This is a genomic window from Pedobacter africanus (assembly GCF_040548825.1).
Classification (GTDB): domain Bacteria; phylum Bacteroidota; class Bacteroidia; order Sphingobacteriales; family Sphingobacteriaceae; genus Pedobacter; species Pedobacter africanus_A.
The window spans coordinates 345,216-360,278 of sequence record NZ_JBEPSL010000003.1 but is presented as its reverse complement, the minus strand read 5'-3'; the positions used below and the strand labels follow the sequence as shown (position 1 = coordinate 360,278).

Here is a 15,063-nt window from a genome sequence, read left to right as displayed (position 1 = left end):
AAACACAATAAAAAGATGAAATATTTAAAGTTAGTTACACTGATTTGTCTGCTGGGTTTGTCGGGATGTGCCGTTAAAAAACACAAGGCGCAAAGCCTTAACCTGACCGGGCTGAAAATATTATGCTACAATATTCACCATGCCAATCCCCCATCAAAACCTGATGTGATTGACATTGATGCCATTGCCCGGGTAATCAGCAACAGTAAGGCAGATCTTGTGGCCTTACAGGAAGTGGATAAAAACACCAAACGCAGTGGCCATATTGACGAAGCAAAACTTTTAGCAGAAAAAACCGGTATGAATTACCGGTTCTTTAAAGCAATAGACCACGACGGAGGTGAATATGGACTGGCCATATTGAGCCGCTATGCCCTTGATGAGGCAAAGCATTTGCCGCTACCCCAGCAAACAGAGGCTGAAAAACGGATACTGGCTTATGTTAAAGTTAAGGCTGAAGGCCAGGAGCTGATTTTTGCCAATACGCATTTGGATGCCACACGCACCCATGAAAACCGTAACCTGCAAATGAAATATATTCTTGATCATTTTAAGGATATTGCACAGCCTGTTATTTTGACTGGCGACCTGAATAGTGTGGCGGGTTCTGAGGCGATCAATTTGCTGGACCAGCAGTTTAAACGTACCTGCATAGAGAACTGCCCGGGTACCATCCCCGTAATCAACCCAAAGCGTACCATAGATTTTATTGCTGTAAAAAATGTAAAATGGCCTTTGCTGGAATACCAGGTGATTGAAGAGACCTATGCTTCAGACCACCGCCCCATAGCAGTAAGCTTTAACATTTCCGAATAATGCGTAACTTTATTGCATTAAAAGAAGCGATATGAATATTGAAAAAGCGATACTGGCAGGTGGTTGTTTCTGGGGAGTAGAAGAACTCATCAGACATTACCCGGGTGTGATCTCAACAGTAGTTGGATATACAGGCGGGGATGTTCCCAATGCAACTTACCGCAACCATGGGACACATGCCGAGGGCATAGCCATCGAGTTTGATCCCGCACAATTGTCTTACCGTAAACTGCTGGAATATTTTTTCCAGATCCATGATCCTACCACCCGGAACAGGCAGGGCAACGATATCGGCACCTCCTATCGTTCGGCCATTTTCTATCTTGACGAGGCCCAGAAAGAAACTGCCGCAGCACTCATAGCAGAAATGGATGCCTCTGGCATATGGCCGGGTAAGGTGGTAACTGAAGTTGTACCTGCCGGCGATTTCTGGAATGCAGAAGTTGAACATCAGGATTACCTGCAAAAGAACCCTTCAGGCTATACCTGTCATTTTGAAAGACCAGACTGGAAATTAGGATAGTTTATCCATGCTTTCCCTGATGCGGATTAAATATTTATTGCGGTAGTACAGGTCTTTGATCACCAGAAGTGAATCATCCTGTGCTACCGCATTTAAGTTATCAAATAAAGTGGTCTGTTTCAGAATTTCTGCTGCAATTCCTTGCTCAATAGTTGCAACCTCAGTTTTCAATGCAGCCAGTCGTGTTGCATCAGGCTCAAACTGTAAATCCATTAAAGCCTCATTCACCTCCATCATCTCCATCAAAAAACTTTGGGGAAGGGCGTAATTTTCGCCCTCCTTTAAAATCCCTTGGAATTCCAGAATGTAATGCAGGCGCTTTTGCGGATCACTCAAAACCTGGTAAGCTTTGTTGTTAACCGTACTCAGTTCCAGCACTTCTGCCTGTTTTTCCTGATTTTCATTGATGTAAAAATCAGGATGGTATTTTTTACTCAACGCATAAAACTGCTGTTTTACAACCGCCATATCAGGATTGAAGCTAAGCGGCAGGCCGTAAAAGGCAAAATAATCGGTCATGTGCTTTAATGCTTAAAGAAAGCCTTAAAAATATCGTTCCCCAGCACAAATACCATGAGCGAAAGCAGCATAACGAAACCTACAATCTGGGCCCGCTCCATAAACTTATCGCCCAGTGGTTTCCCTTTGATCATTTCAATGATCAGGAATACCACATGGCCCCCATCCAGGGCAGGAATTGGCAAGAGGTTCATAAATGCCAGCGCTATCGATATAAAGCCTGTAGAAGCCCAGAACCTTGCCCAGATCCATTCACCTCCGTATACCTTACGCGCAATCTCAACCGGACCTGAAAAGGCCTTATTGGCTTTAATTTTACCGGTAAGTACTTTCCAGATGCCCTTTGCATTGTCGCTAAAAGTTTTCCAGGCCTGGTCTACCCCAATCGGAAATGCGGCAAACAGGCCATACTTAATGGTCTCTTCTTTAACCTCATTAAAATTGAAGCCTATACCAATGGTGCCCGCAGTGTCAACAGGAACCTGCAGTACCAGTTGCTCTCCGCCACGGTTAATGGCAAAATCTGCAGTTTTACCCTTGTATTTTGGAATGGCGGCTTTTACATCTACATCGTAAGTAACCGGAACATTATTGATGGCAGTGATTTTATCGCCTTTTTTTAACCCCGCCTTGTAGGCCGGTCTGCCCGTAGTTACACTGTCTACCGTTGCAGACAACAGCGGCATGCGGCTGATAAATGCCTCAACCCCCAGGTCAGAAACCTTATTTAAAATATTATCCGGAACCTTGATATCAATGGTTTTATTGCCACGGACCACTGTAAGGTTGGTATTGCCCAGCAAAACTTTAGAACTGGTCAGCTCCTCAAAACGGATCACTTTATTGCCATTTACAGCAATAACCCTATCCCCTTTCTGGAGGCCTATTTCTTTACCGATGCTGCCCGGATTGATTCCGCTTAAAACAGAACTGTTGGCGATATAGGTTTCACCATACTTGAAAGTCATCATCCAGAAGATGAAAATACCTACAATAATGTTGACAATGACTCCGCCCAACATTACAATCAGCCGCTGCCATGCCGGTTTAGACCTGAATTCCCAGGGTTGTGCAGGCTGCTTCATCTGTTCGGTGTCCATAGACTCGTCTATCATCCCCGAGATCTTTACATAGCCACCAAGCGGCAACCATCCAATACCGTATTCGCAATCGCCGCGTTTAAAGCTGAACAGCTTAAAGCCCCAGGCATCAAAAAACAGGTAAAATTTTTCTACTTTGATACCGAAGGCACGCGCCGCCAAAAAATGTCCAAGTTCGTGTAAAATCACCAATATCGATAATCCCAGGAGTAACTGGGCCGCCATAATCAATCCACTCATATTTTTAGTTTAATGTTCTATTTAGATGCTAAAATTCTATTTTGTTACTAATTGGTCTGCTAATATACGTGTATACTCATCCGTTTCTAAATAATTGTTCAGACTCGGCTTTTCAATAAAGCCAATTCCCTCCATACAAGCTTCAATTACGTCACTCATTTCCAGAAATCCTATCCTATCCTGCAGAAACGCATTGACCACGACCTCATTGGCCGCATTAATAATACAAGGCATATTTCCGCCTCTAAGCAGGGCTTTGTAGGCCAGGTCAAGATTCCGGAAGGTCTCCATATCTGCCTTATAAAAATTCAGTTCAGGATAATCAATAAAACTGAAACGCTTAAAATCGCTGCTTATTCTATCCGGATAAGCAAGCGCATAATGAATGGGCAGTTTCATGTCGGGCAATCCCATTTGTGCTTTCATAGATCCATCGTTAAACTGGACCAGTGAATGAACAATAGATTGTGGATGTACAATCACATCAATCTGCTCTGCTTCCAGGTCAAAAAGCCATTTGGCCTCTATCACTTCCAATCCTTTGTTCATCAGCGAGGCCGAGTCGATGGTGATCTTGGCTCCCATTACCCAGTTGGGGTGTTTCAGCGCCTCGGCTTTGGTAACCCCTTTTAGAAAGGAAGTATCCTTGCCCCTGAACGGTCCGCCTGAAGCGGTAAGGTATATTTTTTCAAGAGCACCGGCAGGCTCGCCCACCAGGCACTGGAAGATAGCCGAATGCTCAGAATCTACAGGAATTAGCTGCACCCCGTTTTCCCGGGCAAGTGTGGTAATCAGGTCGCCCGCTACAACCAGGGTTTCCTTATTGGCCAGGGCGATGTCTTTTCCTGCCTTTATGGCTTCAACCGTTGGTCTTAAACCTACCGAACCCACAAGCGCAGTAAGTACCATGTCTGTTTCTTCTAAAACCGCAGCTTCACATAATGCGGCTTCACCAGCCAGAACTTTGATCTGGGTTCCGGAAAGCGCAGCTTTTACCGCCTGGTATTTACTTTCATCGGTAATCACCACCAGCTCCGGCTTAAATGCCAAAGCCTGCTCAATCAGCAGGTCGGCGTTAGACTGGGCGGTTAATGCCTTCACCCGGTATAAATGCGGATTACTTTGAATTACCGCTAAAGCCTGGGTACCTACAGAACCTGTAGCCCCTAAAATGGTTATATTTTTCAATTAAAATCTCCTTTGTTCTTCGTCTCCCTGACGATTATAAAACCACTTAAATCATCCGCAATCTTCCTGTCGTTGGCCAGCCTTGGAACTTTGTTTTGTCCCCCCAGCTTACCTTGTGCCTTCATATAGTTCACAAAAGCATCTTTTTGTAAAGAGCGGATCACCAAAGGTTGCAATATTTTCCCTTCAATAAGGTCAAAATAATAAATATTCTTCTTTTGTAAGGCCTCGTCTACTTTTTTACTGAAGGAAGCCATATCGGCAGGTGGTGTAGAAAACTCCACAAACCACTCATGGTAAGGCAGTTCTCCTGCTGCAGGGTTTACCTGCGGGGCAACAGTAAATTCGGTAATACCTACCCCCTCTTCATTTGCTACCGAAAGCAACGCATGTTCCACTTCCTCGCCTATCACATGCTCGCCAAAGGCCGATATAAAGTGTTTTATCCTGCCCGTAACCACAATCCGGTAAGGGTCTTTAGATACAAATTTTATGGTATCACCAATCACATAGCCCCAAAGCCCCGCATTCGTATTCAATACCAGTACATAGTTGGTATCCAGTTCTACCTCGCCCAGACTTAAACGTGTGGGATGATCGTTGTAAAATTCATCAGCCGGAATGAACTCATAAAATATACCTGCGCTGGCCAGCAAGAGCAGCCCCTTATTGTTTTGCTCATCCTGATAAGCAATAAAACCTTCCGATGCCGGGTAGGTTTCTATTGCATCAATTTTACGGCCTATGCTTTGCTCTATTTTTGCCCGGTAGGGTTCAAAATTAACACCACCATACACAAAAAGCTTAAATTCAGGAAAGATATCTTTGATCTTTTTACCGCCCGATTTTTCGGTCAGCCTGTCGAAATACATTTGTACCCATGGCGGTATGCCCGAAATGAGGGTCATATTTTCATGGATCGTCTCCTCAACTATCGCATCTACCTTCTCTTCCCAGTCTTCAATGCAATTTGTGGCGTAAGAAGGCAAGCGGTTTTTCTGCAGATAAGCAGGCACCAGGTTGGCCACAATGCCCGAAAGCCGCCCAACATTGATCCCGTTCTTTTTGCTCATTACCGGACTGCCCTGCAAAAAGATCATCTTACCATCTATAAAATCTACATTTCCGGTTTCATGCACATAGGTAAGCAATGCATTTCGTGCAGCTTTGATGTGCTCGGGCATAGACTCCTTAGAAATGGGGATGTATTTGATCCCTGAGGTGGTTCCTGATGTTTTGGCAAAATATTTAGGCTTGCCTTTCCACATCACATCTTTTTCACCAGCTACCACCCGGTCTATGTAAGGCCTGAGTTCCTCGTAGTCCTTTACGGGCACCAGCCTTTTAAAATCGGCATAGCTCTTTATCGAAGCAAATTTATGGTCTTTACCAAAAGCCGTATTTTTTGCAGCAGCAACAATTTTCAGGAGTGTATCCTGCTGCGCCTTTACTGCATTTTTTTTCCATTTGTTGATCCCTTTTACCACAAGGGCAGCAAATGGCCTGCTCAGCGACGCTTTTAACCCCATAATACTTAGACTATATTATGAATGATATCCGGTTCGCCCTCGCCCTTATACTCACTCATCATTTTACGGTAAGCAATAGTGAGCGCCACACTGGATAGTGGAACGATGATAAAAGAGCTGAGCACATTGATAAAGAAAGCAATTACAGGCCATTTCAGGTAGCTGAAAAACAGGTACAGCACATGAAAACCACCAAGCACCAATAAAAGGAGCAGGATTTTGGTAAAATTACCTTTGGTTGTAGCCAGACTAAATTTAATAGATAAAAAAGGAGGAAGGTTCTTGTCGATAATGAAGAACGGAAAAAAAGAGATCCTGATCCAGGTCACAAATATTGCGATAATCCCTACGGAAATTGCAATATTGGTAATGATCTCCATCCTGATCCCGGTATAAATAAAAGGAAAGGCCACCAGGATCACCAGCGAGTAAACCCCGATGATGCAAAGCATAAAATACAGCATGGCCACCAGGAAACGGATGATCTGCTTCCTGGTCGGTATCGTATCTACAATACTTACGTTAAATTCATCATCCAGCAGATGAAAAATGTATTTAAACAGCGACAGGTTAATAGTGAAATAAAACATCACAAAAAAGAATGCCATAAGCACACTCAGTCCCGTATTTACATCTTTCAGAAAAAAGGCCATCAAACCCGATGCGTTCGAGGTTATGAACATCAGGAAGCAAAGCGTCGCGATAGAAAAGTAATTCCTTTTGGTCACTGTCCAGGCTTTGCCAATCACCTCATTTACAGCAAATGTACTTTCCTTTAAAAACTCTATCATTGTTGTTTTAATACTACTCTTTTAAAAAAATCCTGCATAAAGCCCAGGCCATAGGCCGTAAGCTGGATAAACGCAGCAATAATACTCAAAAATGCAACTTTTAACGATTTATTAACCTGCCATGAATGAAAAAATATCAACATCAGGTATAACAACAGTATAAAGTTACATAAATACGCTAAAGGCCAGTAAAATAGGTTCACAAGCAGTGTAAAAATTACGCCGCAGGTAAACACTGCCGGAAAAAAGTGAACAAGTTTAAGTTCTGCCGGAAAATGTTTATAAATATTTATCCTCGCCCGTCCGAAAAAATGAAGCTGCTTATAAAATTGTGCAAAGCTGGTCCGTCTTTTATGGTAAACCTTTGCATCAGGGATCAGGCCTATTTTAAACCCCTGCTCATGTATCCGTATGCTGTATTCAATATCTTCGCCCAGTCGGGTAAGGATAAATCCGCCCACCTTTTCCCAGACCTCACGCGATACCCCCATGTTAAAGCTGCGCGGGTGAAACTGGCCCAGGTGTTTTTTATTGCCACGGATTCCCCCGGTCGTAAACGGAGAGGTCATGGCATAACTGATGGCCTTCTGTACAGGGGTAAAACTCTCATGCGCTGCATCCGGACCGCCGTAAGCGTCCAGTTTGTGTGCGTACAGGTAATCGCTAACTACCTCCAGGTAATTTTCGGGGATCAGGCAGTCTGAATCAAAGATCACAAAGTAATCCCCTTTCGCCCTTTCAAAGCCATAGTTCCGGGTAAATCCCTGTCCTTCATTGGGTTTAAAGAAATACTTTATATCCAGCTTATTGGCATATCTGGCTACAATGGCCTTTGCATCATTTACCGAACCATCTTCTATCACCAGTACTTCAAACTGGGTATAGGTTTGCCTGGTAAGCGTGTGCAGCAATTCGTCTATTTCCTGCGGACGGTTATATAGCGGTATAATTATAGAGAAGAACATCGCTTACAGGATCTCCTTTTCAATCAGGTATTGGTTTCGTTCTGGCGCGTTGCGGGTAACCAGCTCGGCCACAAAACCGGTAAGGAACAGTTGAGAGCCCACAATAATGGCCACCAGGGCAATGTAAAATAGTGGCTGATCCGTAACATCCCTTTTATAAGGTATGGCCATAGAAATGTGGTACAACTTAACGCCTATAAGCCAAAGGGCCATAAATGTTCCGAGCAGAAAGCTCAGTACGCCCAGTGAACCAAAAAAATGCATCGGCCTTTTACCGAACTTGCCCACAAAAAAGATGGAGAGCAGATCAAGAAAGCCATTGATAAAGCGGCTCAGCCCGAATTTGGTTACCCCGTATTTCCTGGCCCTGTGCTCTACCACCTGCTCGCCTATTTTTTTAAATCCGGCCCATTTGGCAATAACGGGTATATAGCGGTGCATCTCGCCGTATACTTCAATGGTTTTCACCACGTCGCTCCGGTAAGCTTTTAAACCGCAATTGAAATCGTTCAACTGTATGCCCGACATGCGCCTTGTGGCGGCATTGAACAGCTTTGTAGGTATGGTTTTGGTAATCGGATCGTAGCGTTTTTTCTTCCAGCCCGATATGATATCGAATTTTTCTTCCTTTATCCTGCGGAACAGTTCAGGGATCTCGTCCGGACTGTCCTGCAGATCGGCATCCATGGTAATGACCACATCGCCCTGCGCCACGGCAAAACCCACATTCAGGGCGGCAGATTTTCCGTAATTCCGTCTGAATTTAATGGCCCTGACCGTATCGTATGTTTTTTTCAGTTCTTCAATAACAGCCCAGGAAGTATCTGTACTGCCATCATCAATAAAAAGGACCTCATAGGAAAAGTTATGCTCCCGCATTACCTTAACAATCCATTCCGTTAATTCCGGCAGGGATTCATCTTCATTAAATAAGGGGATTACAACAGAAATATCCATGTGTGCTTACAAGCTAAAAAACAATTTGCAAACTTAGAGAAATTGTTCAACAAACAAAAGGCCTGCAACAGGATGCAGGCCTTAATTTATTAATAGGTAGCTAAAAAGTGTTTTATTTCAACAGGGTATCCAATTGTTTTCTCAACAAAGGATCCGAAGGTCTTTTAGCATCTCCTGAAACAATTTTTCCCATAGGGTCAATCAGGATAAACCGTGGTATCGCATTGATGTTATATTTTTTTACAAAATCAGAATCGAAGTCCTTATCAGCCAGCAGTTGTATCCCGCCCAGTTTATTGTCCTTTACATAACTGGTCCATTTGGACTTGTCTTTCTGCTGGTCTACAGATAGGCTCACAAAATGTATATTTTTTCCGTGGTAATCGGCCTCAACTTTAGTCAGGTGAGGGATCTCCATCTTGCAGGGGCCACACCAGGTAGCCCATACATCTATATATACATATTTGCCACGCAGGGATTTTAAACTTACCATTTTGCCATTTACATCTGTATAGCTGAACTCGGGCGAAAATGCATTTGCCGTCATCATTTTATAATTGGCATAAACCTCTTCCATCTCTTTTTTATATGCGGCATTGCTGGCCTTAGCCATAAAATTACGGTAGGCCTCCTCTTTAGCTGCGTCATTTCTCACGGTTTTGATCACAGTACCCGTACCTTTATAAAAAAGATAATCTTTGATATAACCTGCCGGCAGTTCATTTTCAATTACCTTTAGCTTCACTACATAATTGCCCTCATAGCCCAATGTAGTATCCGATTTGTATTTGGTATTTCTCAGTTCGCTGATCTTATCATCCAGCCATGCCCTGTAGGATGCAGATCTTTTAAAAAGCGCTTCATCGTTTAAAGTCCCTTTTTCGTCTATAATTTCCCTCATGCGTTTTCTTTCTGCCGGTTCCATACGTTTGATAAAAGCCTTTTTATGGGCAGCATCCATCAACTCGTTAAATTTAGGATCGGACCTTCTCTTCTCCATGAGCTGCATCAGGTTACTCATACCTACAGAATCCATACCATATACACCAACATACCTGTCCAGCACGCGACCGGCATAAAATTCTATATCCTTTAACATCAAACCTTTAAGCTCAGCATCCTTCTCCGCATCAGCCTGTTTGTTCATCTCGGTTTTAAATCCCGACAGCCGGGCCAGTACTTCCTCCGAAGGCATCACATACAACTTATGCAGGTAATCGCCATTGGCCATAGGAATATATTTTGCCAGCACCTTTTGCTTGTCTTTTACCAGGTCGTCAGTAAGTTCTTTCTTGTTTTGGGCAAAACTATGCAGGCCCGATATCCCCGCCAGCAATACCACTGCTATTCTTGTTTTCATTATTTCGCTTATTAATTGTTATTTTATTAAGGATGATTTTTCACCATTCCGGGATTGAATTTTAAAACCCGTATTGGAATTTCGAAAGTGTAATTTGGACTGTGCGGCGCTAAAATTGCTTCAACCTTTCCGGTTTCTTTGTTCACTCTCTTTATTTCCGGTATCCGGCCTTCCTGATCAAGCCTTTTCATGTCAAACCAGCGCATTCCGCTATAAGCCATTTCCCTTCTGCGTTCGGCCAGAACTTTTTGCAAAGCATCTTCGGGGTTGGCGGCTGTAAGGCCAGGATCAGGTATATTAAACCTATTCTTCCTGATGGTATTTATCAGTGCCATGGCATCAGCTGTTTTGCCTTTCCGGGCCAGCAACTCTGCCTTGGTCAGGTACAACTCAGGAAAGGTAATCCCGAAATTATAGAAGGTCAGGAACCCACCGCGCTGTAACCCTGCATTACTTATCGCGGTGAGAAACTCGAATCTGAGGTCATTTGCATTGAAATAAGTTTTCAGGTCATCTGAATACAGCATATAGTCGGGCCCTTCCGCATCAACACCCATACGGTACCAGAGTACTTCAGGGCTAAGTTCATAAGGCGGAACTTCGTAAGTACTTCCATAGTTATTGTAATCCAAAAAGGTATGTGGTGCTTCCAGAGCCAGTTCTGTATACTTCTCAGCATTGGTAAAGTCTGCTATATAGAGATAGACCCTGCTCAAGACTCCGTAAGCAACATATTTGTTGATACGTGTACTATTGATATTGGTTAATGGCAGAACTTCAGCGGCAGCTTTCAAATCTGTAATCATAGATTCCAGAGTTTCCTTTACCGAGGAACGTGCAGGTGCCTTTCCTGTAACGTCTGTACCGACAGGCATGGGCATCCCCGGATCGGTGGCGGCACTTGCAGGGTTGTATGCCTTTGCAAATACCGTAAGCAGATCAAGATAATAAGTAGCGCGATGCACCAGGGCTTCGCCATACACCCGCTTTTTTTCCGCTTCCGGGGCATCGGTACTTTTCAACACCCCATTAATGATCACATTTGCATGATATATACGGTTATATAAAGGTCCCCATACATCAGGGTCATTTTTTTCATCTACAGTCAGTTGTCGCCTCCAGTAATATCCATTGGCATCGGGACTTGCATCCAGTTCGCCAAAGCTGCCGTCATAGAAATCATCCGTAAAGCGCAGTATATTTACCGGAAAAGTACCGGTCATCTCTCTCGAATTCAGAAGCCTTTCATAATCGATCATTTTTTCGGGAATGACCAGTCCCTTAGGCTTTACATCCAGGAATTTTTTGCAGCTCAGTAATGCCATACTCAACAGCATTATCCATAAATATTTGCTTTTCATTATATTAAAAATTAGTAGAAAAAGTCAGACTGTAAAAAGGTTGTGTTTCCAGCTTCCGGATGCCCGTAGCCGGATTTATTGCCTCGGGATCAATATCATTTCCGCTAAAAGTATAACGGAACACGTTTTGCGCCTGAAAGCGCAACTGCGTGTTGCTAAGCCCGGCCTTCTTCAAAAAAGTAGCCTTGGCATGATAAGTCAGCACCACATCCCTTAAACGAATGTAATCTGCTTTCCTCACAAATTCAGAAGCAAATGTATAACCATAAAGTGCAGAACTCGGATAATATCCGGGAGCAAGGGTACTGGCCCTTACAAAACCTGGCATTCGTGTGTGCTGTTCATCTCCTGCCTTCCTCCAATAGTTTGATGAGCCTTTAACAGGGTTACTGTTAAAAGATCCAACGTTATTTGGGTCGGGTGGTTCTACCCGCATTACATGCCCGCCGTAATACATAAACAGGAAAGAAAGGTCAAATGCGCCAAGACCGAATTGGTTGTTTAGCCCAAGCACATATTTTGGCACTGTTGCACCATTGTAGATCATATCGTTTATGGTTACATCTATAGATGAACCACCAGAATAAGAATAATCGATTATTTTCCGATTGCCGTTTTTGTCGTAAACAAAAGGTTGGCCCTTTTCATTCAATCCTCCATAATTGTAACTGTAAAGGGCACCAATTGGCATCCCCTGCACCGGCCGGTTGCCACTTGCAATTTCATCTGAGTAATCAAATTCTGTTGCTTTCACTGACAGTACCTTATTGTTATTCAGCGAAGCTGTCAGCTGTGTCCGCCATTGAAACCTGCTGCTTTTAATATTTAGTGTATTGAAAAGGAATTCAATACCCTTGTTCTGAATAGACGCCGTATTTGCCTGATACTGATTAAAACCCAACGTTGGATCGGCATCAAACTCCCCGAAAACATCGGTTGATTTTTTCAGATACCAATCTACCGAACCCGACAAACGCCCCCGCCATAGGGTGTAATCTAGTCCCAGGTTATAATTCCGGGTGGTTTCCCAACGCAAAGATTGGTTTTCCGGACTCAGGATCGAGGTATAGGGTACCGCAACATCCAGCAGGGTATTCAATCCATTTTCAAGTAAAAGAAATTTACCTCCTTGTGTAACGGGTATATTTCCGTTGGAACCGGTGGCGGCACGTAACTGCAGACTTTGGATCCAGTCATATTTTCTGATAAACTCTTCTTCTCCAAGTCGCCAGTTTAAACCTGCAGACCACAACGGTTTATTCCTGAATTTAGGGTCAACCCCGAAAAGATTGGACTGGTCTATTCTGAAACTCCCGGTAGCCACATATTTTCCATTAAAAATATAAGTACCCTGCCCATAGTAGGACATGAACCTGCGGTCGTCTTCGCTCTGGTTAAAATAAGTTTTAGGTCCGAAGATATAGCCTACACCGTATTGAGAAAACGCAGGGGAAAACACGGCATTTAACGCGTTCATATCAATTGGTCCAGAAACCAGTGTCTGACTGTCATAACCAAAAAAGCTGGTCAGATAAGCTTTATTAAGCGTGTTTTTTTGTTCAACGCCGAAAATCCCCGAGAAATCGTGATTGTTGTTAAGCCTATGGTTCAGGTTAAGCTGTCCCCTCAACGTATAATTGCTTAGTTTCTGATTTGTCTTGCTTAATATATCACCTTTGGTCATATTTTTAAATACCGCCCTGCCTGAATCATCCTTCAAAGCGCTCATGTTTAACATATTTCTCACTTTATAACTGTCTTCCAGGCTCAACTTATCTAATATTACATTCTGGTTTTCGTAGTTTCCACCGACGTCTACACTTAGCCAGTTGGTAATTTTAGCATTCAACCTTCCCTGAAGCCGTATGGTTGATCCCTTAGCGGTATTTGTATTGCTGGTCAATTCCCGATACGGGTAGTAGAATGCGTCGTAAAGCCCCAATCCCATAAGTTGCTGGTTCAGCGCAGGTCCTATGTTTCTACCGGTCGCTGCACGATTAGGCATCAACGAAACCGGCAATGCACTTCCGTTTGCGTCCGCCAGGCGTTCATAAGGAAAAAAATCATTATAGTCAGGAATGTTACCGCTCTTATCAGTGTAATTTGTATAGGTACCCTTGAAATCGAAATTAAAACGTTCTGAAAACTTAAAAGTATTAGCCATGTTCAGGATAAACTGCTGGCTTTCTGACCTGCGGGTAACCGGTTGCTCCCGCACATAGTTCAGTCCCAGCATATAAGTATTTCTTTCGTTGCCTCCGCTCACATCCAGATTCACGTTCTGAGCTTGTCTTTTCTGATAAAATAATTTTTCATATTCTTTAAGGTTATCATAAGACCCCAGATCTTTCAGCTTTGCATCTGCCTGAGCCTGAGTAAGCAGCGGGTTTGAAAAGTCCAGCCGTGTCAAACCCCACATAATCTCCTGTACCGGATTTGTCTTCGAAAATGAACTATAGTTTCTTTTTTCAATGTTAAATTTGTCTACCTGCAGCTGTACAAATTCATTTGCAGGTGCATAATTCAGATAGCTGAAATCAGGTTTATTCTGTATAGCATAGGTACTGCGCAGGTTAAACACCGCTTTCCCCGATTTACCGCGCCTGGTTTCTACAATGATTACCCCATTGGATGCCCTTACTCCATAAATAGATGCAGCAGCGGCGTCACGCAAAACATTCACCGAAACAATATCGTTCGGATTAATGGTACGCAGGTCGATCTCGGTGGGGAAACCATCAAGGACAATGAGTGGCTTTTTTACCGCATCAAAGGTAGATACCCCCCTGATTGTCAGTTCACCTGTCTGTGAATTGTATACCAGACCAGGCACCTTACCTTCCAGACTTTCTAAAAAGTTTCCTGTTACGGCAACACGTTGCTGGTATTGCTCTTCATTCATGTTAGAAGCCGCCCCCGTCAGCTGATCTTTTTTGATCTTCTGATAGCCGGTACTGATCACCCCTACTTCCTCCAGATTTGCATTTTCAGGTTCAATGCTTATGATGAGCTGAGGTTTAACACTTACCTCTTTGGTCTTGTAGCCCAGGTAGGAGATCACCAGGATGGCCTTTTCATCTATTCCCCTTAGCATAAAGCTGCCATCGGCACCGGTAATAACCAATCGGTTCTCGTTTTTAACCTTTACCGTTGCACCTGGCAGTGGTTTCCCGCTTTCATCCAGCACTTTTCCCGCTACATCAATCCTGGCCAGGTAATTTTTCAGCGCATCGAAAAAACCAGCTTCCCTTTTTGATACAATTACCGCCTTGTTTTTCAGCACATACACCAGTTCCTGTTTTTCAAATATGGAATTGAGCACATCGGCCAAAGGCTTGTCCTTCACATATAAAGTCACCGGTTTTGCCAATTTCAGGATTTCGTCTGAGTACAGAAAATCATATCCGGTCTGACTGCGCAGCAGGTTAAACACCTGTAATATAGAGGTGTTATTTTCTGACAGGGATACTTTCTGTGCTGTGCTTCTGGCACTTACCTGCATCAGTAACATAGTCATTATGACGATGGTTAATCTCATAACACGCATTATTTGACTCCCGGAACGGACTTTTAGCCCATGAGGGGAGAGATCATAAAAATTCATAAATTTGTTCTGTTTGGGTTATTAGTTGATGTTGTTATCGCAATTTTGCTAATTCGACACCCGAACGTATAAGCCAGGGGCCTCTCACCGCCTCTGGTTTTTTAATTTTT

Annotated in this window: 12 protein-coding genes; 2 read left to right on the top strand and 10 right to left on the bottom strand. The window is 43.5% G+C overall.

All coding sequences use genetic code 11. The features are described 5' to 3' along the window. Nucleotides 1-15 precede the first annotated feature (15 nt). Both ABIE26_RS17210 and msrA read left to right on the top strand, forming a co-directional pair. On the top strand, nucleotides 16-816 hold the full coding sequence (locus ABIE26_RS17210; RefSeq protein WP_310144120.1) for an endonuclease/exonuclease/phosphatase family protein: 801 nt from the start codon (nucleotides 16-18) through the stop codon (nucleotides 814-816). A gap of 31 nt (nucleotides 817-847) precedes the next feature. Then, nucleotides 848-1,339: a peptide-methionine (S)-S-oxide reductase MsrA gene (gene msrA / locus ABIE26_RS17205; RefSeq protein WP_310144117.1), complete on the top strand. Its 492-nt coding sequence runs from the start codon at nucleotides 848-850 to the stop codon at nucleotides 1,337-1,339. On the opposite strand, the gene hscB is transcribed toward msrA, so the two are convergent. From hscB to ABIE26_RS17155, 10 genes are all read right to left on the bottom strand, one after another. Further along, entirely contained in the window at nucleotides 1,331-1,858 is a 528-nt protein-coding gene (gene hscB / locus ABIE26_RS17200) for a Fe-S protein assembly co-chaperone HscB (RefSeq protein WP_310144114.1), read from the bottom strand. The two genes, msrA and hscB, sit on opposite strands and share 9 nt — an antisense overlap. A gap of 5 nt (nucleotides 1,859-1,863) precedes the next feature. Further along, the gene (gene rseP / locus ABIE26_RS17195; protein ID WP_310144112.1) at nucleotides 1,864-3,198 is read right to left on the bottom strand and encodes an RIP metalloprotease RseP; all 1,335 of its coding nucleotides are present in this window, start codon (nucleotides 3,196-3,198) and stop codon (nucleotides 1,864-1,866) included. A gap of 36 nt (nucleotides 3,199-3,234) precedes the next feature. Next, a complete protein-coding gene (locus tag ABIE26_RS17190; RefSeq protein ID WP_310144109.1) occupies nucleotides 3,235-4,386 on the bottom strand; it encodes a 1-deoxy-D-xylulose-5-phosphate reductoisomerase in 1,152 nt (383 codons plus the stop codon). After that, nucleotides 4,383-5,915, bottom strand: coding sequence for a GH3 auxin-responsive promoter family protein (locus ABIE26_RS17185; RefSeq protein WP_310144106.1), 1,533 nt, complete (start codon nucleotides 5,913-5,915; stop codon nucleotides 4,383-4,385). Before ABIE26_RS17185 ends, ABIE26_RS17190 begins: the two co-directional genes overlap by 4 nt. 5 nt (nucleotides 5,916-5,920) lie before the next feature. Next, on the bottom strand, nucleotides 5,921-6,706 hold the full coding sequence (locus ABIE26_RS17180) for a hypothetical protein (RefSeq protein ID WP_310144104.1): 786 nt from the start codon (nucleotides 6,704-6,706) through the stop codon (nucleotides 5,921-5,923). Further along, nucleotides 6,703-7,671, bottom strand: a complete 969-nt coding sequence (locus ABIE26_RS17175) for a glycosyltransferase (RefSeq protein WP_310144100.1) — start codon at nucleotides 7,669-7,671, stop codon at nucleotides 6,703-6,705. Before ABIE26_RS17175 ends, ABIE26_RS17180 begins: the two co-directional genes overlap by 4 nt. A 3-nt stretch (nucleotides 7,672-7,674) precedes the next feature. Continuing rightward, the gene (locus ABIE26_RS17170) at nucleotides 7,675-8,628 is read right to left on the bottom strand and encodes a glycosyltransferase family 2 protein (RefSeq protein WP_310144098.1); all 954 of its coding nucleotides are present in this window, start codon (nucleotides 8,626-8,628) and stop codon (nucleotides 7,675-7,677) included. 112 nt (nucleotides 8,629-8,740) lie between these two features. After that, on the bottom strand, nucleotides 8,741-9,988 hold the full coding sequence (locus ABIE26_RS17165; protein ID WP_310144095.1) for a TlpA family protein disulfide reductase: 1,248 nt from the start codon (nucleotides 9,986-9,988) through the stop codon (nucleotides 8,741-8,743). Between the two features lie 26 nt (nucleotides 9,989-10,014). Then, complete coding sequence (locus ABIE26_RS17160; RefSeq protein WP_310144093.1) at nucleotides 10,015-11,349, bottom strand: RagB/SusD family nutrient uptake outer membrane protein; 1,335 nt, start codon at nucleotides 11,347-11,349, stop codon at nucleotides 10,015-10,017. Nucleotides 11,350-11,353: 4 nt separating this feature from the next. After that, nucleotides 11,354-14,887 (bottom strand): SusC/RagA family TonB-linked outer membrane protein, encoded by a 3,534-nt coding sequence (locus ABIE26_RS17155; RefSeq protein ID WP_310144090.1) that lies wholly within the window; start codon nucleotides 14,885-14,887, stop codon nucleotides 11,354-11,356. Between the last annotated feature and the right edge of the window lie 176 nt (nucleotides 14,888-15,063).

Coding starts and splice junctions, on each gene's coding strand:
- hscB (WP_310144114.1), bottom strand. CDS start 1,858: ATGACCGATTATTTTGCCTTTTACGGCCTGCCGCTTAGCTTCAATCCT.
- ABIE26_RS17160 (WP_310144093.1), bottom strand. CDS start 11,349: ATGAAAAGCAAATATTTATGGATAATGCTGTTGAGTATGGCATTACTG.
- ABIE26_RS17175 (WP_310144100.1), bottom strand. CDS start 7,671: ATGTTCTTCTCTATAATTATACCGCTATATAACCGTCCGCAGGAAATA.
- ABIE26_RS17170 (WP_310144098.1), bottom strand. CDS start 8,628: ATGGATATTTCTGTTGTAATCCCCTTATTTAATGAAGATGAATCCCTG.
- ABIE26_RS17185 (WP_310144106.1), bottom strand. CDS start 5,915: ATGGGGTTAAAAGCGTCGCTGAGCAGGCCATTTGCTGCCCTTGTGGTA.
- ABIE26_RS17155 (WP_310144090.1), bottom strand. CDS start 14,887: ATGAGATTAACCATCGTCATAATGACTATGTTACTGATGCAGGTAAGT.
- rseP (WP_310144112.1), bottom strand. CDS start 3,198: ATGAGTGGATTGATTATGGCGGCCCAGTTACTCCTGGGATTATCGATA.
- ABIE26_RS17210 (WP_310144120.1), top strand. CDS start 16: ATGAAATATTTAAAGTTAGTTACACTGATTTGTCTGCTGGGTTTGTCG.
- ABIE26_RS17180 (WP_310144104.1), bottom strand. CDS start 6,706: ATGATAGAGTTTTTAAAGGAAAGTACATTTGCTGTAAATGAGGTGATT.
- ABIE26_RS17165 (WP_310144095.1), bottom strand. CDS start 9,988: ATGAAAACAAGAATAGCAGTGGTATTGCTGGCGGGGATATCGGGCCTG.
- msrA (WP_310144117.1), top strand. CDS start 848: ATGAATATTGAAAAAGCGATACTGGCAGGTGGTTGTTTCTGGGGAGTA.